19 protein-coding genes and 1 pseudogene are annotated in these 19,382 nt (G+C 41.9%); 14 read left to right on the forward strand and 6 right to left on the reverse strand.

Annotation, left to right across the window (positions count from 1 at the left end; all coding sequences use genetic code 11):
• Position 1 precedes the first annotated feature (1 nt).
• The 9 genes from BKH46_RS06600 to xseA all read left to right on the forward strand — a co-directional run bounded on the left by BKH46_RS06600 (position 2) and on the right by xseA (position 8,344).
• Positions 2–538, forward strand: coding sequence for a gamma carbonic anhydrase family protein (locus BKH46_RS06600; RefSeq protein ID WP_095226047.1), 537 nt, complete (start codon positions 2–4; stop codon positions 536–538).
• Positions 539–639: 101 nt separating this feature from the next.
• A complete protein-coding gene (locus BKH46_RS06605) occupies positions 640–1,698 on the forward strand; it encodes a quinone-dependent dihydroorotate dehydrogenase (protein WP_095226048.1) in 1,059 nt (352 codons plus the stop codon).
• A 20-nt stretch (positions 1,699–1,718) separates the two neighbouring features.
• Complete coding sequence (locus BKH46_RS06610) at positions 1,719–3,008, forward strand: pitrilysin family protein (RefSeq protein ID WP_253248324.1); 1,290 nt, start codon at positions 1,719–1,721, stop codon at positions 3,006–3,008.
• 12 nt (positions 3,009–3,020) lie between these two features.
• The gene (gene dapA, locus BKH46_RS06615; RefSeq protein WP_095226050.1) at positions 3,021–3,902 is read left to right on the forward strand and encodes a 4-hydroxy-tetrahydrodipicolinate synthase; all 882 of its coding nucleotides are present in this window, start codon (positions 3,021–3,023) and stop codon (positions 3,900–3,902) included.
• Positions 3,899–4,699 carry an enoyl-ACP reductase gene (locus tag BKH46_RS06620; protein WP_095226051.1) on the forward strand — a complete coding sequence of 267 codons (801 nt, stop codon included), beginning with the start codon at positions 3,899–3,901 and terminating at the stop codon, positions 4,697–4,699. Before dapA ends, BKH46_RS06620 begins: the two co-directional genes overlap by 4 nt.
• A gap of 53 nt (positions 4,700–4,752) precedes the next feature.
• Entirely contained in the window at positions 4,753–5,427 is a 675-nt protein-coding gene (locus BKH46_RS06625; protein ID WP_095226052.1) for a hypothetical protein, read from the forward strand.
• Positions 5,428–5,481: 54 nt separating this feature from the next.
• Positions 5,482–6,024: a CDP-diacylglycerol--glycerol-3-phosphate 3-phosphatidyltransferase gene (gene pgsA, locus BKH46_RS06630; protein ID WP_095226053.1), complete on the forward strand. Its 543-nt coding sequence runs from the start codon at positions 5,482–5,484 to the stop codon at positions 6,022–6,024.
• On the forward strand, positions 6,024–7,082 hold the full coding sequence (rseP, locus tag BKH46_RS06635; protein WP_095226054.1) for an RIP metalloprotease RseP: 1,059 nt from the start codon (positions 6,024–6,026) through the stop codon (positions 7,080–7,082). The genes pgsA and rseP overlap by 1 nt, the downstream gene beginning before the upstream one ends.
• The gene (gene xseA, locus BKH46_RS06640) at positions 7,079–8,344 is read left to right on the forward strand and encodes an exodeoxyribonuclease VII large subunit (protein WP_095226055.1); all 1,266 of its coding nucleotides are present in this window, start codon (positions 7,079–7,081) and stop codon (positions 8,342–8,344) included. The genes rseP and xseA overlap by 4 nt, the downstream gene beginning before the upstream one ends.
• Before the next feature lie 2 nt (positions 8,345–8,346).
• On the opposite strand, the gene BKH46_RS06645 is transcribed toward xseA, so the two are convergent.
• From BKH46_RS06645 to BKH46_RS06665, 6 genes and pseudogenes are all read right to left on the reverse strand, one after another.
• Positions 8,347–9,183 carry an ankyrin repeat domain-containing protein gene (locus BKH46_RS06645; RefSeq protein WP_095226056.1) on the reverse strand — a complete coding sequence of 279 codons (837 nt, stop codon included), beginning with the start codon at positions 9,181–9,183 and terminating at the stop codon, positions 8,347–8,349.
• Complete coding sequence (locus tag BKH46_RS06650; protein WP_095226057.1) at positions 9,180–9,674, reverse strand: HIT domain-containing protein; 495 nt, start codon at positions 9,672–9,674, stop codon at positions 9,180–9,182. Before BKH46_RS06650 ends, BKH46_RS06645 begins: the two co-directional genes overlap by 4 nt.
• Before the next feature lie 8 nt (positions 9,675–9,682).
• The gene (gene murF / locus BKH46_RS06655; protein ID WP_095226058.1) at positions 9,683–11,167 is read right to left on the reverse strand and encodes a UDP-N-acetylmuramoyl-tripeptide--D-alanyl-D-alanine ligase; all 1,485 of its coding nucleotides are present in this window, start codon (positions 11,165–11,167) and stop codon (positions 9,683–9,685) included.
• Positions 11,168–11,178: 11 nt separating this feature from the next.
• Complete coding sequence (locus tag BKH46_RS09745) at positions 11,179–11,448, reverse strand: acylphosphatase (protein WP_253248325.1); 270 nt, start codon at positions 11,446–11,448, stop codon at positions 11,179–11,181.
• A gap of 30 nt (positions 11,449–11,478) precedes the next feature.
• Positions 11,479–12,165: pseudogene (locus tag BKH46_RS06660) on the reverse strand (alpha/beta hydrolase); the annotation flags it as partial.
• The gene (locus BKH46_RS06665; RefSeq protein WP_095226060.1) at positions 12,165–13,223 is read right to left on the reverse strand and encodes a D-alanine--D-alanine ligase; all 1,059 of its coding nucleotides are present in this window, start codon (positions 13,221–13,223) and stop codon (positions 12,165–12,167) included. The gene BKH46_RS06665 and the pseudogene BKH46_RS06660, both read right to left, overlap by 1 nt.
• Before the next feature lie 271 nt (positions 13,224–13,494).
• Between BKH46_RS06665 and BKH46_RS06670 the strand changes: the two genes are divergently transcribed.
• The 5 genes from BKH46_RS06670 to BKH46_RS06690 are packed head-to-tail and all read left to right on the forward strand — an operon-like array spanning position 13,495 to position 19,380.
• Entirely contained in the window at positions 13,495–14,661 is a 1,167-nt protein-coding gene (locus BKH46_RS06670) for a hydrogenase small subunit (protein WP_095226061.1), read from the forward strand.
• 12 nt (positions 14,662–14,673) lie between these two features.
• The gene (locus BKH46_RS06675) at positions 14,674–16,410 is read left to right on the forward strand and encodes a nickel-dependent hydrogenase large subunit (RefSeq protein ID WP_095226062.1); all 1,737 of its coding nucleotides are present in this window, start codon (positions 14,674–14,676) and stop codon (positions 16,408–16,410) included.
• A 10-nt stretch (positions 16,411–16,420) separates the two neighbouring features.
• The gene (cybH, locus tag BKH46_RS06680; protein ID WP_095226063.1) at positions 16,421–17,119 is read left to right on the forward strand and encodes a Ni/Fe-hydrogenase, b-type cytochrome subunit; all 699 of its coding nucleotides are present in this window, start codon (positions 16,421–16,423) and stop codon (positions 17,117–17,119) included.
• A 4-nt stretch (positions 17,120–17,123) separates the two neighbouring features.
• The gene (locus BKH46_RS06685; RefSeq protein WP_095226064.1) at positions 17,124–17,660 is read left to right on the forward strand and encodes a HyaD/HybD family hydrogenase maturation endopeptidase; all 537 of its coding nucleotides are present in this window, start codon (positions 17,124–17,126) and stop codon (positions 17,658–17,660) included.
• Position 17,661: 1 nt separating this feature from the next.
• Entirely contained in the window at positions 17,662–19,380 is a 1,719-nt protein-coding gene (locus BKH46_RS06690) for a hypothetical protein (RefSeq protein WP_095226065.1), read from the forward strand.
• Positions 19,381–19,382 lie beyond the last annotated feature (2 nt).

Genomic DNA, 19,382 nt, shown 5'->3' on the forward strand with positions numbered 1-19,382 from the left:
AATGTCAGAACATAGTATCACATATAACCATATACAGCCCCAAATCGACCCTTTAGCCAAGATATTTGCACATGTTTGTGTGATCGGAGATGTGCGTATTGAAGAAGATTGCAGTGTTTGGTTTGGCTGCGTGCTGCGCGGTGATGTCAATCATATCCATATTGGTGCTAGGAGTAATATTCAAGATCTGAGTGTAGTCCATGTAGCCCATGGTGATGGGGGTGGGGTGGTGATTGGATCTGATGTGACAATCGGACATCGCTGCATTATCCACGCTTGCCATATTGATTCTTTGTGCCTTGTGGGTATGGGGAGTATCGTGATGGACGGGGCTAGAATCGGTGAGATGAGTATTATTGGAGCAGGGAGTTTGATCACTAAAGGCAAGGTTTTTCCACCAAGGAGTTTGATCATGGGTAATCCTGCTAAAGTAGTCCGTGAGCTCTCTGAAGAAGAGATTGCTTCAATCAAGCTTTCAGCTTCTAGCTATGTTGCATTAGCAAAGTCTTATATGGTGTCAAGAACCTTAGATGTGTGATTGGCTAGATTTAAATGTTTTTTGAGTAAAATATTCGGGTTATTTTCACCATTTTCACGCGCAGGCGTTCCCTAAGATCCAAAACAAAGAAAGAGCCATCGATGTCAGTATATAAAAAATTGCGTAGTGTCCTTTTTAAGCTTGATCCAGAAAATGCCCACTATCTCGCAGAGATTTTTCTCAAAAGCGTTTCGACCTCTAGTGTCCTCCAAGAGATACTTGCCAATCAGTTTTGCTATGAAAATGAGATATTACACAATCAAATTTGTGGGCTAGATTTTTATAATCCTATCGGGCTGGCTGCTGGTTTTGATAAAAACGCCACGATGGTAAGAGGGCTTTGCGCATTGGGGTTTGGGTTTTTAGAAGTGGGGACACTCACCAAGCACGCTCAAAATGGCAATCCCAAGCCCCGACTTTTTCGCTACCTTCAAGAAGAGAGTTTGCAAAATGCTATGGGCTTTAACAATCAAGGCGCACTAAAAGCTGCTGCAAGGCTCGCTCAAATCTATCCTTATACCTTGCCAATTGGAATCAATCTGGGGAAAAATAAATCCATTCCCACACAAGATGCATTGAAAAATTATGAAGAGGTTTTGTGCGATTTTTTATCGCTTGGGGATTATTATGTATTCAATCTTTCATCGCCCAATACACCTAATTTGCGGGATTTGCAAAATGTTAGCTTTGTGAAAGAGCTTTTTATGATGGCAAGGGAGCATACAAACAAGCCGATATTTTTGAAAATCTCTCCTGATATGCCAAAAGATACAATGCTTTCTGTCTGTGAGCAAGCTATTTTATGCCAAGCAAGTGGTATCATAGCGACCAATACGAGTGTGGATTATACTTTGCTTTGGGGTACTAGGGATTTTGGTGGCATTAGTGGAGCTGTGTTAAAATCTAAAAGTGCAGAGGTATTTGAGAGCCTTGCCAAAGCCTTTTTTGGCCAGACGATTTTGATTGCTGCAGGTGGGATTGATGATGCTCAAGAGGCTTATAAACGCATTAAAATGGGGGCATCTTTGGTTCAAGTTTATACGGGGCTGATTTTTAAAGGGCCTGCTTTATGCAAGCAAATCAATCAAGAGATTGCACAATACTTGCAAAGAGATGGTTTTTTGAATTTAAGAGATGCCATAGGAGTGGATTTGAAGTGAGAAGAGTATTTTTAATATTAATGGTTTTAGGAGTGATGATGGGCTTAAATGCAAAGGGGCAGTCTTATCTGCCCAAATATGAGAGTATCAAGCTTGATAATGGACTGCAAGTTGTTGTAGTGCCGATAAAAAACGGGAGCGGGGTGATTGAAACAGATATTTTTTATAAAGTCGGCTCCAGAAATGAGGTGATGGGAAAAAGCGGTATCGCACATATGTTAGAGCACATGAATTTTAAATCCAGCAAGCACCTTAAGGCCGGTGAATTTGATGAGATTATCAGGCGTTTTGGTGGGCTGAGTAATGCCTCTACAGGCTTTGATTACACGCGTTATTTTATCAAATCTAGTAATACGCATTTGGATAAGTCGCTCGAGTTGTTTGCAGAATTGATGCAAAATCTTTCACTCAAAGAAGATGAATTTATCCCTGAACGCAAGGTGGTTGCTGAAGAAAGGCGTTGGCGCACGGACAATTCACCGATGGGGTATTTGTATTTCCGATTTTTCAACACAGCCTTTGTCTATCACCCCTACCATTGGACGCCTATAGGCTTTATGGAGGATATAGAAAATTGGAATATTGATGATATTACCCGTTTCCACTCTCTGTATTATCAACCCCAAAATGCCGTGATTTTAGTGAGTGGAGATATTGACCCTCAAGCAGTCTTTGTGAGTGCTAAAAAATATTTTGCCTCTATCAAAAACACCACAGCCACAATACCTGAAGTCTATATGCAAGAGCCCGCACAAGATGGCCCAAGAGAGGCTACTATCCATAAAGACACCGAGCTAGAGTGGCTTGCACTTGGTTATAAGATCCCTGATTATACCGATGGAGATCAAGTGGCTTTAGGAGCGATTGCTGATTTGTTGAGCGAGGGGCGTAGTAGTCTTTTGCAGAGCGAGCTTGTGGATAAAAAGCGCCTTGCCTCTCAAGTCTATGCTTATAATATGCCCCTTAAGGACAAGGGCGTATTTTTGTTTATCGCAGGGGGCAATCAAGGCGTGAGTGCTAAAAAACTCAAAGAAGAAATCCTCTCTTTGATCCAAAACATCAAAAAAGGCAAGATCACACAAGCCCAGCTCGATAAAATCAAAATCAACAACAAGGCAAGTTTTATTTATAGTCTTGAAGACTCTTCGAGTGTGGCAGATTTGTTTGGAGGGTTTTTTGCAAGGGGAGATGTGAAGCCTTTGATAGAATATGAAGAGAAATTTGATGCATTGAGTATCCAAGATATTGTCAAAGTAGCCAATAAATATTTCATAGATCAGGCTTCTACAACTGTGATCTTGACAAAATAGGGGAGGTATTTGATGTTACAAGGGGCTATGAGTGCTTTGATCACTCCTTTTAAAAATACATCGATTGATGAGGAAGCTTATGAATATCTGATCCAAAGGCAGATACGCTATGGTATGGACGCTTGTGTCCCTGTAGGCACGACAGGGGAGTCAGCCACACTCACGCACAAAGAGCACATGCAATGCATTGAAATCGCTGTCAATGTTTGCAAAGGGAGTGGCGTGAAGGTGCTAGCAGGAGCAGGGAGCAATGCGACTTCTGAGGCCATTGAATTGGCACAATTTGCACAAAAAAGCGGTGCTGATGGTATTTTGTGCGTGAGTCCTTATTACAACAAGCCCTCACAAGCAGGGCTTTATGAGCATTATAAGGCTGTAGCACATTCTGTAGAGATTCCCTTAATGCTCTATAATGTCCCTGCGCGCACAGGCGTGAGTATCGAGGTAGAAACAGCTATCAAGCTTTTTAAAGAGGTTAAAAATATCTTTGCTATCAAAGAAGCTTCAGGCTCGATGGAACGGATTATCGAACTCAATCAAAACGCAGAAAAAATGGAAGTCTTTAGTGGCGAAGATGCGATCAATTACCCTATTTTAGCCAATGGGGGCAAGGGAGTGATTTCTGTGAGCGGGAATCTCTTGCCTGATAAGATTTCTGCACTGACAAAATATGCCCTCAATGGGGATTTGTCTGCTTCTAAAAGAATAAATAATGAACTTTATGATATAAATAGAGTTTTGTTTTGTGAGAGCAATCCCATTCCAATAAAAGCTGCGATGTATTTGGCTGGACTGATAAAAAATCTAGAATATCGTCTTCCTTTGGTAATGCCAAGCAAAGAAAATATGCAACGAATAGAGAAAACTTTACAAAATTATGAGGTGTTAAAATGACAAGTTTGCAAAATACGACAGAATACATGAAAGGGAAGACTCTAGTCATCAGTGGGGCTACTAGAGGTATTGGCAAGGCTATTCTTTATAAATTTGCTCAAAATGGAGTTGATGTCGCTTTTACTTATAATAAAAACGAAGAAGAAGCCCAAAAAATCGCCCAAGATGTCCAGAGCAAATATGGTATCAAAGCAAAATATTACTGCTTAAATGTCTTAGAGCCTGAGCAATATATCGAGCTTTTTAAAAAAATAGACGCAGATTTCAATCGCGTAGACTTTTTTATATCCAATGCAATCATCTATGGGAAGTCTGTGGCCGGTGGGTTTGCGCCTTTTATGCGGCTCAAGCCCAGAGGACTCAATAACATCTATACAGCTACAGTGCTTGCTTTTGTCGTGGGGGCTCAAGAAGCTGCTAAGCGCATGAAAGAGCTCGGTGGGGGGGCTATCGTGTCTTTAAGCTCTACGGGCAATTTGGTCTATATGCCCAACTATGCAGGGCATGGCAACTCTAAAAATGCTGTGGAAACGATGGTTAAATATGCAGCTGTAGAGCTCGGTGGCTGGGGGATTCGTGTCAATGCAGTCAGTGGGGGGCCTATCGATACAGACGCTTTGAGGGCTTTCCCTGATTATGAACAAATCAAAGCAGCCGTAGAAGAGCAATCCCCGCTCAATCGCATGGGGACACCAGAGGATTTAGCAGGGGCGGCATTTTTCTTGTGTGATGACACACAGAGTGCTTGGCTCACAGGGCAGACTATCGTGATTGATGGTGGGACGACATTTAAATAATCCACTCATATCCCAAAATCGCAATGGGATAGCACTCTTTAAGAAAGGATAAAATGTTGCAGTCAGTGACTTTGTATGTCAAGGACAACAAAGAGTTGAGGATCACAAAAAATCTTTTGATTATCAGTATATTGGTCTATGCTTTGTTGGTGGGGGTGAGCTTGTTTTTGCCTCAAGGGGGGATTGTGAGCTTGTTGCATTGGGGGCTTGTTGGGGCGTTTTTTGCATCCAATATCGCAGGGTTTTATCGCCTTTCAAAGCTCGCACAAAGTCAGATTTTATTTAAAAATTATATGCTTTCTATCGTGGGCTTGGCTATATTTTTGGTGGTGGTGCATTTGGCTTTTAAGCTATTTTTAGGGACTTGGATTTTTGAGATGTCTGTAGCTGATTTGCAGACTCTCTTGGGGGATACAAGTGCACATATGCTGTTTTTTGCGTTGGTGTTTGTTGGGGGTATGGTGTATTTTGGCTTGAGTATTTATTGGGGTTATAAAATATGCTCCATCTTATCTGCTTTGAGTGGGGATAGGATTTTTTCAAATGGCTTTAATTTCTTTGCAGGTTCGGTTGTGCTAATGCTTATAGCCAATGTCGTGTTTGCTTTTATGGGGCAGTTGGGGTCGTTTTTATCCTTGATATCGCTTTTGGGAATGCTGATGGGTGGATTGATGATGGTGAGTGGGTTTTTTAGGCTCAAACAAATCACATATTTGATTGCAAGATGATTGAGGATTCACAAAGAGTGTTGTAAAATATCCAAAACAAGAAGGGCTCTAGCTTTGAGAAATTTACCGAATATTTTGACAATTTCAAGGATATTTTTATCAATCTTTCTGCTCTTTTTTATCTTGTATGGACGGGATATTTTGCCCTCATGGGTCAATGGGAGCTGGGTGCATTATTTTTCTTGTTTGATTTTTTGTATCGCTTCTTTGACGGATTTTTTTGATGGCTATATCGCAAGAAATTATCACTCAAAATCTATATTTGGCGAGGTTTTTGACCCTTTGGCTGATAAAATGCTGATACTCTCAGCCTTCATTGGGCTTTTGATTGCTTCTAAGGCAAATCCTTGGGCTGTGTTTATTATTTTGAGTCGGGAGTTTTTTATCACAGGTTTGCGCGTAGTTGTCGCTAGCACGGGCAAGTCCATTGCAGCAAATATGCTGGGTAAATACAAAACAGGCATACAGATTTTAGCGATCGCTTTTTTGTTGGCAGATTTTTTTCCAGGTGGAGAGATTTTGCTTTGGATTGCGACTTTTGCGACCTTGTATTCAGGGGGCGATTATGTCTATAGATATTATAAAAGTATGCAGTGATGTGGATTGTTATTGCTATTTTGATTCTGTCTTTTTTGATTTTTTTTCACGAATTGGGGCATTTTCTAGTTGCTAGGGCTTTTGGAGTGAGGGTTGAGGTCTTTAGTATCGGCTTTGGGAAAAAGCTCTTGTGCAAGACTTTTGGGCAGACGCAATATGCGATTTCAAGTATCCCGCTTGGGGGGTATGTGAAGCTCAAAGGTCAAGATGACACCGATCCTTTAGCTTACAGCCAAGATACGGATAGCTATAGTGCCAAAGCCCCTTGGAAACGCATTTGTATCCTTTTAGCAGGTCCGGGATTCAACTTTTTGCTCGCATTGTGTATTTATATGGGGGTAGCGCTTGTGGGGCAAAAGATGGTCTTACCTGTCATCGGGGAGCTCCAAGCGCATATGCCTGCTAGCGAGAGTGGCTTGCAATATGATGATCGCATTGTATCTGTCAATGGCACTCAAGTGCATAATTGGCAAGATCTCTCTTTGGCAATCATGCAGGCAAAAGAAGCTGTGCGTATTGAGTTTGTGCGTGATGGCAAAGAACTGCAAACAACTATCTATCCAAAAAAAATGCCCGCAAAAAATATTTTTGGTGAAAATATTGAACGGAATTTTATTGGTATTGTGGCAAAAGGCGAGGTGGGTGTGGTTTCTTATGGCTTCAAAGATGCTCTAAAATACGCTATTTTAAAGACTTATGATGGCTCAAAACTGATTTTAGAGAGTGTGGAAAAAATCCTTGTGGGCGTGGTGAGTGTTTCTGAGGTGGGGGGCGTAGTGAGTATTGTTGATTTTATCGCGCAAGCAGGGCAGAGTGGGGTGATGACCTTGTTTGTTTTGGTGGCGTTGATTTCTATCAATTTGGGTGTTTTGAATCTATTGCCCATACCTGCGCTTGATGGGGGGCAGATATTATTCAATCTCTATGCAATACTCACACGCAAGCAGCTTTCTCAAACTAGTCAATACTATCTCACGATAGTAGGTTGGGCGCTTTTGATGGGCTTGATGGCTTTGGGGCTTTATAATGATATCCATCGTTTGGTGGTGGGGTCTTGAACGAGCATATTTTGAGTGTTTCTGCACTCAATACGCAGGTCAAATCCTTGATGGAAAGCACATTTTTAAATGTCAGTGTTATGGGTGAAATCAGTAATCTCACCAAGCACAGCAGTGGGCATATATATTTTAGTATCAAAGATGAAGGCTCCTCGATTCGGTGCGTGCTTTTCAAGGGCAATGCACAAAAAGTGCGCTTTGAGCTAGCAAATGGAGTGAAGATTATTGTTTATGGGGCTTTGAGTGTGTATGTCCCTAGAGGGGAATATCAGATCACTTGCAAGATGTTAGAACCTAGTGGGTTTGGGGCTTTGAGCTTGGCTTATGAACAGCTAAAGAGTGCTTTAGAGCAAAAGGGATATTTTGATATCCAAGCAAAGAAAAAGCTCCCACCTTTCCCTACTAGAATTGCCCTCATCACCTCAAGCACAGGGGCAGCCCTCCAAGATATGAAGCGCGTTGCCCAGAGCCGTTGGCCCTTGTGTGTGCTCGTTGGGATCAATACCTTAGTCCAAGGCGAGGGGGCGAAGTTTGATATTGCAAAAAATATCGGCTATGCTGATAGCTTTTATGGCACACCAGAGGGGTTTGATGTGATTGTGGTTGCGCGTGGGGGTGGGAGTATTGAGGATTTATGGGCGTTCAATGAAGAGATAGTCGCTGATGCGATTTTTAAAGCGCAAACACCTATTGTTTCAGCTGTTGGCCATGAAATTGATTTTGTCATCAGTGATTTTGTGGCTGATTTGCGTGCGCCTACGCCATCTGCGTGTATGGAGATGGTATTGCCAGACCAAAGGGAGTGGCTAATGCGTCTTGATGAGATGAGTGATTTGCTCCAAGGGGTGGTTGATAAATTCCTTTGCACACAAGAGCAGGCTTGCAAGGCTTTGATACAAGGCTTTGAGCAAGTCAGCTATGAGGCAAAATTCCAGAGGGCGTGGAGTGAGATTGAAGCATTGAGGGGGTATTTTTGCCAGAGTTTTCAAAATATGCTTGATTTTAAAGCGCAGCTTTTATCGACTCTGCCCTTAGAGCTCAAGATGGAGGGATTTTTGAGTGCTAAGGCAGCGAGTATCCAAGAAATGCAGCTTTCTTTGGAGTCTAAAAATCCTAAAAACTTTGTCCAATCAGGCTATGCACAGATTTTGTATCAAGGCAAAATCACATCTTTAGAGAAACTCCAGCCCTCTGATGTGATAGAGATTTCTGATGGTTTGTATTGCCTACAAGCTCAAATCACGCAGACAAGCAAGGCTTAGACCTACCACACTTGCATTTGGATCTTAGTGGTTTTATACATACTTTCCCCGCTCCCATCAATACTATATTCGATTGCAAAGCCATAGCGGATATTCACACTGCCTGATCGCTTGATAGAGAGGCTTTTGTAAGCATCTCTTGTGATAGGGAGAGAGCCTATGTTGGCTGCAGCTTTTGGAGGGAGCGTGCGATTTAGGCTCGTTTCTGAGATCAGATCTCCATTGATATAAAAGGCACTATAGGTGATGGTGATGAAATTTTGTGTCAGATTGGTGATATGCAAGCCCACAGAACCACGGCCAATATTAAAAGGAGAAGAGGTGAGTAAAATATCATTATTGCCGACTTGCATGGAGGGGACATTGACGCGTGAGAGAATATAGCGCGCAGGCGTATCGCCATTGTTGTTTTCGATATACATATCTGCGCCATATTGCATTAAAAGCGTGATCATATTTTTATCTTGCTTATTGACAGCATAGTGCAAGGGCGTGTTGCCCCGAATCGAGTCTTTGATATTGGGGTCTGCTCCCTCTTTGAGTAAGGCTTGAGCGAAGCGGAAGTTGCCAAATTGGACGACTTTATGCAGGGCTGTTTCTCCGTGGCTTAGGGCGTTGATTTTTGCCCCTCGGTTGATGAGTAGATATAGTATATCCATATTGTTTTTGCGCGATGCGTCATATAAGGGCGTGCTGCCACGAAGGCGTGCATTGACATCAGCACCAAGATCAATGCCCTTGCGGACATCTGTGTAGTTATTGCTAAAGAGGAGATAGTCATATTTGTTAGCGTTCAAGACACAGACACACAATACTAATAGCAGCCAAATTTGTTTCATGAGCACTCCTTCAAATATTTTTGGGCTAATGTTTTGATTTTTTGATAAGTTGCATCAAAATCCACCCCATAAGTGCGCCCCTCTGCGATGGTAGTGAAGAAGTTTGTATCTCCAATATAGCGGGGGAGGATATGCAAATGGATATGCTCAGGGATCCCAGCCCCACCAGCTTGTTTGATATTCATACCCAAATTGACTCCACTCGCACCATATGCATACAGCAAGGGTATAGATTTTTGGGAGAGTTTGTGGATATGGAGCCAATGCTCTTGGGGTAGGTGCTCGGGTGAATCTGTGTGCTGATGGGGGATCAGCATAAAATGCCCTGGAGTGTAGGGATAGAGATTCATCACACCAAAGCAAATATCATCGCGATAAATGACTCGATTGGTCTCATCAGACTCAGGAGAGGCACTGATATCACAAAAGACGCAAGTTTTCTTTTTGGATCCAAAGTATTCACTGCGCCAAGGGGAGTAGATTCTATCCATAGTGCCTCCTAAATATAGTTGGGTGCATCGTTGGCAAAAAGTATCAAATCCTCAGGATATGTGCTTGCCTTCAAGATATTTTCTAGTTGGGCTTTGTCTTTGAGGATAATTTTTTGGGGTTTGCAGATATGCTCTGATAGGACTTTTGCGTTCAGTTCGCCCGTGATGATAGCGATATCAAACACTTTATCAATGCTTTGAGCGAGTTTGATATTAGCTTCTGTGCTGCTTTCTACTAGACCTGGGGTGATGATGACTTTTCGTTTGGGATAGAGCCCAGAGAGTCGGATCGCTTCTAGCATTCCTTTGAGGTTGCCATTGAAGCTATCATCGATAATGATTTTTTGATTGACACAAGAGAGATTGAGCCGATGGGGGATAGGCTCGAGCTTGTTTATGGACTTTTGGATCTCTGCAATGGGGATTTTCAGGCTATATGCAGCCAAAATAGCAGCGCTGATGTTGGTGATATTGAAACTTCCTAGCACCTTGGTTTCAAACAAATACCAATGGTGGTCTATCTCCATTTCAAAGCTTGTCCCATCGAGATTGGCTCTAGCGTTTCTGATTTGATTGGGATAGGGTTGCAAAATAGAGGCTTTTTCTTGTGCGATAGGGCTTTTGAGCGGGATTTTATCGTGGATAAAGGCTTGTTTGAGCCGCTTGGATTCTAGGAGTTCGAGCTTTGTGTCTATGATGTTTTCAAAGGTCTTGAAATATTCGATATGCTGTTCGCCCAACTCACCGATAATAGCGTATTGATGTTCTAAGAGGGCAGCGATTTCTTTGATATCGCCCTTTTGCCTAGCCCCTGCTTCAGCGATGTAGATGTCAATACCAAAGTCTAAATTTTTGTTGATATCTTCTATCAGTCCTTTGAGTGTATTGACACTTCTTGGTGAGGCATAGACATTGTATTTGTTTTGCAAGATTTGTTTTAAGAAATTTTTGATACTTGTTTTTCCAAAGCTCCCTGTGATAGCGACAATCTTTAAAGACCCCATTGCAGCGAGCTTGTCTTTAGCGATTTGTATGTAGCGATTGAGTAAGAGATTTTCATAGAGTTTAGAAAATATATAGCCAAACACCAAGGGCAGCAAATATAAAAAACGCAAGTTTTGGTTGAAATTTTTTGAAATCAGAGTGAGGATTTCATTGAACGCCACAAAGGCAAAGCAGATGATAAAAAACCTAATGACGCGTTTGGTAAAATGGAGTCTTCTATCAAGGTTCATCGCCCAAAAGCATAAAAGTGGAATCTGGATACAATACAGATACACATAAAAAATAATATTTTGCCCATAAAATCCTGCTATCAAAAACACGCAAATCGGCAAGACAAAATGGATAATATGCCATCGCTTTTTGTGGTGCTTGCTGATAGCGCGATAAAGGCTGTAGTTATACCATTGCAACGCAGTGATTAGATAATAGCTGATACAAAAGATAAAAATCCATCTTGAAATCCCATCAATGGTGTCTAGCCACTCCATGAATCCCTCTCTTATACCAAAATCTTAAATTGGTCAAAATCTCTGCTTGAGATGTCTTGATACTCTAAATGGGTGACTGCAGCTTTGCTAGGGCCTTTTTTGAGTGCGTCTATAAAGGCCTTTAGGGCTATATCGCTCCCTTGTGCATAGACCTCCACGCTCCCATCAGCAAGATTCTGGGCAGTGCCTGTGATATTGAGCTCAAGGGCTTTAGCTTGGCAGAATTTCCTATAACCGACCCCTTGCACCTTGCCTTTTGCATGCACTATGATTGTTTTCATTGCAATGATTCCTTGAAAATGGTATTTTTCATCGATTATTTTACCTTGTTTGAGGAAGAAAAAATGATCCCCCTTGAGGACAAAAAATCGGTTATCTGCTATCAAGCTTGCGATTTTTTGCCCAGAGCTCAAAGGCGTGGCTTTATCTTCTTCTCCCCAAAAGATAGTGACCTTTTTTTTGCATTGCTTATAAAAAGGGGCAAAATCTTCTGACACAACTTGCTTAAACACTTGATACATCGCTTCATTGAGTGCATGAGCATCGGCACTGCGTAAAAACTTTGCTCTAAATTTGCAAATTTTTAAGATTTTTGCCAGCAGGATTTTTATGCGCACTTTCCAAGACTTAGGCGTGAGGATACCTGCAGCGCTCAAAAGAATCATTGCATCATTTTTACAGCCCAAAGCGACCTTCCCCCCGAAGCTATGCCCTGTGATGATATCTGCACGCACCCCCAAAGTATGCAAAAACAAATCAATAATCTTGCTGTAATCGTTGGTAGAGAGCACCTTATCATTGGGCGAATCCCCAAAACCAGGTAAGTCGATATAATAGTGGTTAAAGTCCTTGAAAACGCCACCGAAAGCTAGTAACATCAGTTCTTTATTGCTCCCCCAGCCGTGCAAAAAAACCATATTTTTTTCTTGATGGTTGTTGATATGTTTGTAAGCGATATCAAAACAATACCCTTGGTAGATGATGGAGCGTTTGGCCATTATTTGCCCTTAGCCCTTTGGATCTTTTCGATATATTTATAAGAAACTTTGATGGGTTCTTTTTTAGGGAGATGTAAGCTCAGACCTTGGAGGGCTTGCTTGAAATCATCAAAAAGGTAATTAGACATACTGCCAGGAATAGGATTGATTTCATTGAGATAGACTTCATTATCGATGACAAAAAAGTCACATCGTATCAACGCCCCCTCAAACTTATCGCAATAAAGCTTTTTAAACGCGTCTTTGATTTTTTCTTGCATATCTGCGGGGATATTGGCTTTGAGGACTTGTTCTGTTCGAGAAAAGTCCAGATATTTGTTTTCAAAATCTAAAAGGTCTTTTTTACTGGGCTCTTCGATGATAGAAAAAATATATTCACTATTGGCGTTATTGCCCTCTGCGACTTTACAGCCTGCGATATTGTATTCTTTAACCCCTTTGATAAAGGGCTCTATCAAGGCTTCATTGTCAAATTCAAAAGCACTATCAATCGCATAATCAGCCTCATCAGCTGCATAAATCACAGAAACACCAATCGAACTCCCCAAGCGATTGGGCTTAATGATCAATGGAAAGTCGCTGCCAATATTCCTTGGGCTATGCTTGCGTAAGACTTGAAATGGCAATGTTTTGACATCTCTTTCTTTGGCATAGAGCTTTGTGAGGTATTTGTTGAAACTCAGCACGCACGCTTCAATCCGAGGTCCGATAAAAGGGATTTGATGGAATTCTAAAAGTGAGGCTATCGTCCCATCTTCCCCATCAGCGCCGTGTATGAGATTGATAAGCATTTCAGTGTTTAAAAGCTTGCTTCCAAAAAATCCGTGACTATAGAACCCACCGAGTTTGATATCTAGCTGCGTGCATTTTTTATAATCTTGTGAAGAGAAAAAGTTGGATTTCATATTTTCTGCTGGAATCAGATAGAAGCGATGGGAAGCGTCTGTAAAGATAAAATGCCCGATACTATCGCCCAAGACCTTTTTGAGCGAAATCGCACTCACGATACTGATCTCATGCTCCCAGCTGATCCCTCCAAATAAAATACTGAATTTCACTTTGTTTCTCCTCGTGCTTTGTTTGATAAACCAATGGTGTTGGCAAGCTCTAATCGTGCAGTTTATCTAAAAATTACTTAATTTATAAAGTATCTTTTGGTTTATCAAATGACTGATTTTCTTGTAAAGATTATGTTACATAATGTTTATTTGGCTTAAAATTTTTTCTCATTTTATACTGCATTTTCAGAAAAAAAATATAAAATATAGTTGGTGAAACAATAATCTCGAGACACAAACCAACCAAACCAAAGGATCGAAAGGATCGAAAATGCAAAAACCAGACAATAACAACCACCTGTTTGAGCAAATCAACCAACGATTAGAAAGGCTCTCCCAGCTAGAAGCGCACAATCCTGATAAAGACCTCAATGCAGAGTTAAGCAAAAAGGGCGTTGATAGGAGGGATTTTATGAAATGGGCAGCCACAATGACAGCCACTCTAGCCCTCCCAGCAAGTTTTGCTCCCCTCACAGCTAAGGCTGCTGAAATTGCCAATAGAGTCCCTGTTATTTGGCTGCATATGGCAGAGTGCACAGGCTGTTCTGAGAGTTTATTACGGAGTGAAGATCCCAGTATTGATGCGATTATCTTTGATTATATCAACCTCGAATACCACGAAACAATTATGGCAGCTGCAGGCTATCAAGCTGAGCAAAACCTAGAAAATGCTATCAAAAAGCACAGAGGGAATTATATCTTGATGGTAGAGGGTGGAATCCCACATGGCACGGAGTATTTTTTGACCATTGGGGCTGAGGGGCGCACAGGCGCTCAAGAGTGCCGAGATGCTGCAGAGGGAGCAGCAGCAATCTTTGCTATCGGGACTTGTTCGAGCTTTGGGGGTGTGCAAGCAGCTTATCCCAACCCCTCCAATGCAAAACCTTTGAGTAAGATCATCAACAAGCCCATCATCAATGTCCCTGGCTGCCCACCGAGCGAGAAAAATATCGTTGGGAACATTATGTATTTTATTATGTTTGGCACATTGCCCGCTGTCGATGCTTATAATCGCCCCACTTGGGCTTATGGGCATAGAATCCACGATTTATGCGAGCGCAGAGGGCATTTTGATGCAGGTGAGTTTGTGCAACATTTTGGTGATGCAAACGCTGAAAAGGGTTATTGCCTTTATAAAGTCGGCTGCAAAGGCCCTTATACATTTAACAACTGCTCTAAATTGCGCTTCAATTCCCACACTAGCTGGCCCATACAAGCAGGGCATGGCTGCATTGGCTGTTCTGAGCCAAACTTTTGGGACACAATGAGCCCATTTGAAGAGCCCATTGGCAATAGACTTTTCCATACTTCTTATGATGGTATCGGTGCTGATAAGACTGCTAATACCGTAGGGACTGTGATTTTAGCAGCTACAGCTGTGGGTATTGCAGCACACGCCGTGGTTTCAAGCCTTGTAAAAACTAAAGATGAGCAATAAAAGGGAGATAAAATGACAAAACGAATTGTGGTAGATCCGATTACAAGAATAGAGGGACATTTGCGGATTGAAGTGATTGTAGATGAGAATAATGTGATTGTGGATGCGTTTTCTTCTTCAACGCTTTTTAGGGGACTTGAAACGATTATCAAAAATCGCGACCCCAGAGATGCGGGGTTTATTGCGCAAAGGATTTGCGGGGTTTGCACCTATTCGCATTATAAAGCAGGGATCACAGCTGTAGAAAATGCCCTAGGGATCACGCCTCCATTGAACGCACTTTTAGTCAGAAGTTTGATGAATATTGCGTTGTTTTTGCACGACCATGTGGTGCATTTTTATACCTTGCACGGATTGGATTGGTGCGATATCACATCTGCGCTCAAAGCCGATCCTGCTAAGGCAGCAAAGATAGCATTTAAATATACAGATTATCCCATTGTCGCAGGCGAAGATGAACTCAAAGCTGTGCAGAAGCGAGTGAGTGATTTTGTCAAACAAGGGGCTTTAGGGCCGTTCAATAATGGCTATTGGGGGCATAAGACCTACCGACTCAGCCCAGAGCAAAATCTCATTGTCCTCTCCCATTACCTCAAGCTCCTAGAGATCCAGCGAGAAGCAGCAAAAATGACAGCTATCTTTGGTGCCAAGCAGCCCCACCCACAGAGCCTTACGGTCGGGGGCGTGACTTCTGTGATGGATATTTTAGATCCGACCCGATTAGCAGAGTGGCAATTCAAGTTTGAAAAAGTCAAGGATTTTGTGGATCGTGCTTATTATCCTGATCTTGTGATGGCAGGCATTGCCTTTAAAGACGAGCAATCAGTTATCAAAGGCTGTGGGCTTAGGAATTTCATTGCTTATGAAGAGATTTTGCTCTCTAAAGACAAAAACCTCCTAAGCACAGGCGTTGTGCTCAATGGAGATATCAGCAAGCTCCACTCCATCAATGAAGACCTCATCAAAGAAGAAGTGACACACTCATGGTATCAGTATGAAAATACCAAAGAAATCCAGCTCCAGCCTTATGATGGGCAGACAAACCCCGATTACACAGGCTTTAAAGATGGCAAGAGTATCGGGCCAGAGGGCAAGCCGATTGATACAAAACTGCTCGATATTAGCGGGAAATATTCTTGGATCAAATCCCCGCGATATGACCAAATGCCTATGGAAGTGGGGCCTTTGGCTTCTGTTGTTGTGGGCTTGGCTGCAAAAAATCCTTATATCACAGAAGTTGCCACAAAGTTCCTCAAAGACACAGGATTGCCTTTAGATGCGCTCTTTAGCACCCTAGGAAGGACAGCAGCTCGCTGCATTGAAGCAAAGGTTATCGTAGATAATGGCTTGCAAACTCTGAATTCTTTGATAGAAAATCTCAAATCCGATAAGCAGACTTGTGCTCCTTATATCATCGATAAAGACAAAGAATACAAAGGTCGCTATATCGGTCAAGTCCCCAGAGGTATGCTCTCACATTGGGTGCGGATTAAAAATGGCGTGGTAGAAAATTATCAAGCTGTAGTCCCCTCGACTTGGAACGCAGGCCCTAGAGATGCTAAAGGCCAGAAAGGCCCTTATGAGATGAGCCTGATTGGCACGCAAGTTGCAGATATTACCCAGCCCTTAGAGATTATCCGCACAATCCATTCCTTTGACCCTTGCATCGCGTGTTCTGTCCATATGATGGATATCAAAGGCAATACAATCAGCGAATACAGCGTGGATCCTGCATTTGCAAGAATCTAGGGAGGCGATGATGAAAAATACAGCACATACAGACAAAAAAGAATTCCAAGTCTATAAAGAATTTTCAGGGCTCACACGGATATTCCATTGGATCAGAGCGTTTTCAATTTTTGGCTTGATTTTTACAGGTTTTTATATCGCTTATCCGTTTTTGCAGCCAGATTCTAGTGCGCAACCGACTAACTTTTTGCAAGCTTATGTCCGGAGTTGGCATTTATTTTTGGGCTTTGCTTTGATAGGGGTATCGATTTTTAGGGTCTATTTGTTTATTTTTGATCGTGCAAGCCACCCTGAGAGGATCTCATTTTTTCAATGTTTGAGTCCAAAGGTTTGGTTTGACCAAATCAAAGTTTATCTATGGCTAGGTAAGCACCCCCATATACAAGGGGCTTACAATCCCTTGCAGTTTGTGACTTATTTTTGTTTAGCTGTTTTGGTGCTATTGATTTCGCTCACAGGCGTGGTGTTGTATTATAATGTCTATCACAACGGCTTGGGGGCTTTGCTAGAAACTTGTTTCAAGTGGTTTGAAGTCTTGTGTGGTGGGCTTGCAAATGTCAGATTGATCCATCATCTCCTGACTTGGGCTTTTATTATTTTTATCCCTGTGCATATTTATATGGTCGTTTGGAACTCGCTGAAATACCCCAATGGTGGAGCTGATGCTATCATCAGTGGTTTGCGGTATAAAAAAGACTTAAAAGTTTGATGTTTTGAGGATTTTAGTCTTAGGGATTGGGAATATATTGTTTGGTGATGAGGGGATTGGTGTGCATCTTTGCAATCTCTTAAAACTCAACTATACCCTCCAAGGTCCGCACACAGTTGAGTTTGTTGATGGGGGGACGATGGCAGCGACACTGATCCCTATCATTATCGAATACGATCGTGTTTTGTTGCTTGATTGTGTCAGTGTTGTGGGTGCAGAGGTGGGGGCTGTGTATTATTTTGATTTTGATAAAGTTCCTGAAATGATCACTTGGGCAGGGAGTGCTCATGAAGTTGAAATGCTCCAGACGCTCAAGCTCACTGAACTCTTAGGCGATCTCCCGCCAGTAAAAATTATTGGCATTATCCCAGAGGTCATCGGCGAGGAAACAGCCTTTAGGCTTTCTGAAAAAGTAAAAAAAGGAGCCATTTTGGCAGAGGAATTAGCGATTCAATTTTTAAGCGAACTAGGTATGCAAGCCCAGAAAACTGATAACAGAGATCTGCAAGATATTGCTGATTTTTCCTTTAGGGGATATTGAGATGGTGTTTGCATTTCTTTTTTCTTCTACAAAAACCAAGGCTCAAATCAGGCATTTCATTGAATTTCTTGAACACCACGCTCAAGATAGGGCTTTGCGCTTTGGCCATCAATTCAAGCGCGAAGAGCATTATAATACTTATACATTTCTCCTAGAAGCCACCCCCCAAGAAGCCCTTGAATTTGCCCAAACTATCGGCGAACGCTTACCGATGTCAGTTTATTTTAACTTCATTGAATTCAAGCCCTATGAAGATACTCCCTTGCGACCCATCCTTGCTGCTCCCAAGGAGCCTAGTTTCCCAGACGCTTTGAGAATCAAGCAGATTTTGGATAAAAATTCAGGGGAATTTTGCCAGATTTTTGATTGGGTCTTTGAATTTTCAAGTCCATATCTTGATACCCCCTCTGATAGCACACAAAAGCATTGGAACCCCTCGCCCCAAGCCCTAAAGAAGGCTTTTCAAAAGATGGCTTCAGATCTTAAAGAGGGCAAATCTTTGTTGATCCAAACCTCAAGAGGAGGCAAGGAACTCTCCTTTGTCCATAAAAGCCAAAAGATTATGTTTTGGGATCTCTCTAATGTCTTGACTTATATGCGCTTGCAAACAGCTCAATCCCACTTGCTCGCTAGCTATGAAAAGCCTATCACATCTCTTTGCCCTAAAGAAGTTTTTGCTAGTTTGCTGCTAGAAAATCCTAATAATTTTGAGCTTGATGTGTGCTTGCCTTATGACCTTGTGTTGGGGCTTTTGGGGCTATTTGCCTTAGAGTTAGATATGGGATATGTTTATATCAAAGACAGCAAGGGGAAGGCTTGGGATTTGAGCTATAAGAGCCCGTATGTCCCCAAAGAGCGCCATATTATCGTGAGCCATGATGGTTTGCTGATTGATAAAGGCATTGCTAAAAGCACACAAAGTATCCAAACTCTGCTTTCTCATTACAACACCCATCAACCCCAGCCCTCTAGCACGTCCCAAATAAGCCCTAAAAGTGGCTCTAAAACTAGCTCTAAAAATATCTCTGAGGGCAAAAGAAGCACGCCCCCACCCAACCATCAAAAATTTATTTTATTTTTGAGTAAGACAAATCCGACGCGATTTTGGGTGCAAGATGGAGAATCTTATAAAACTGCCTTACCTATTAGCTTTGAAGCCAATCCAAGATGCATTATCGAAGACCTCCAAAACAACTACCTAGATGGAGATAAGCTTGTTAAAAATTTTAGCGAACATCAAAGCGAGATTTTTGCACGCATCATGGCTTTATCTCCTGCACCCATACAGAGCAATAATCTGATTGATATATTTGCGAGTGCGTCTTTTGTGTTGGGCTATCAGGAGCGTTTTGAGCTGGGGCGTGAGAGTATTTTAAACAATGCTAAAAAATTTGTTCGGGATAAAGGTCCGCGGATTGATTTCAAGCTCATCAGAGATGATGAGGTGCTAAGGCTTGATTATCCTAGGATTATCCGTTCTGCGATGAGTTTTCAGATTGCAGGTTTAGATGAGGCGACTTTGAGTTATGGTTTTATTGATTCTTTATCGGAGTTTTTGGGGAATTTTGCCCGTGATATGGTGATGAATTTTAGTATAAAAAATATTTTACTCTTAGGCGATATGCTGGGGGAAAAAGTTTTTCTGGATAAAATATTGCATTATTTCCCCAAGAATATAGATCTGACCCTCCCCAAAGAGGGCTATATAGACTATCGTTAGGA

This window comes from Helicobacter sp. 12S02634-8, assembly GCF_002272865.1.
Taxonomy (GTDB): Bacteria; Campylobacterota; Campylobacteria; order Campylobacterales; family Helicobacteraceae; genus Helicobacter_J.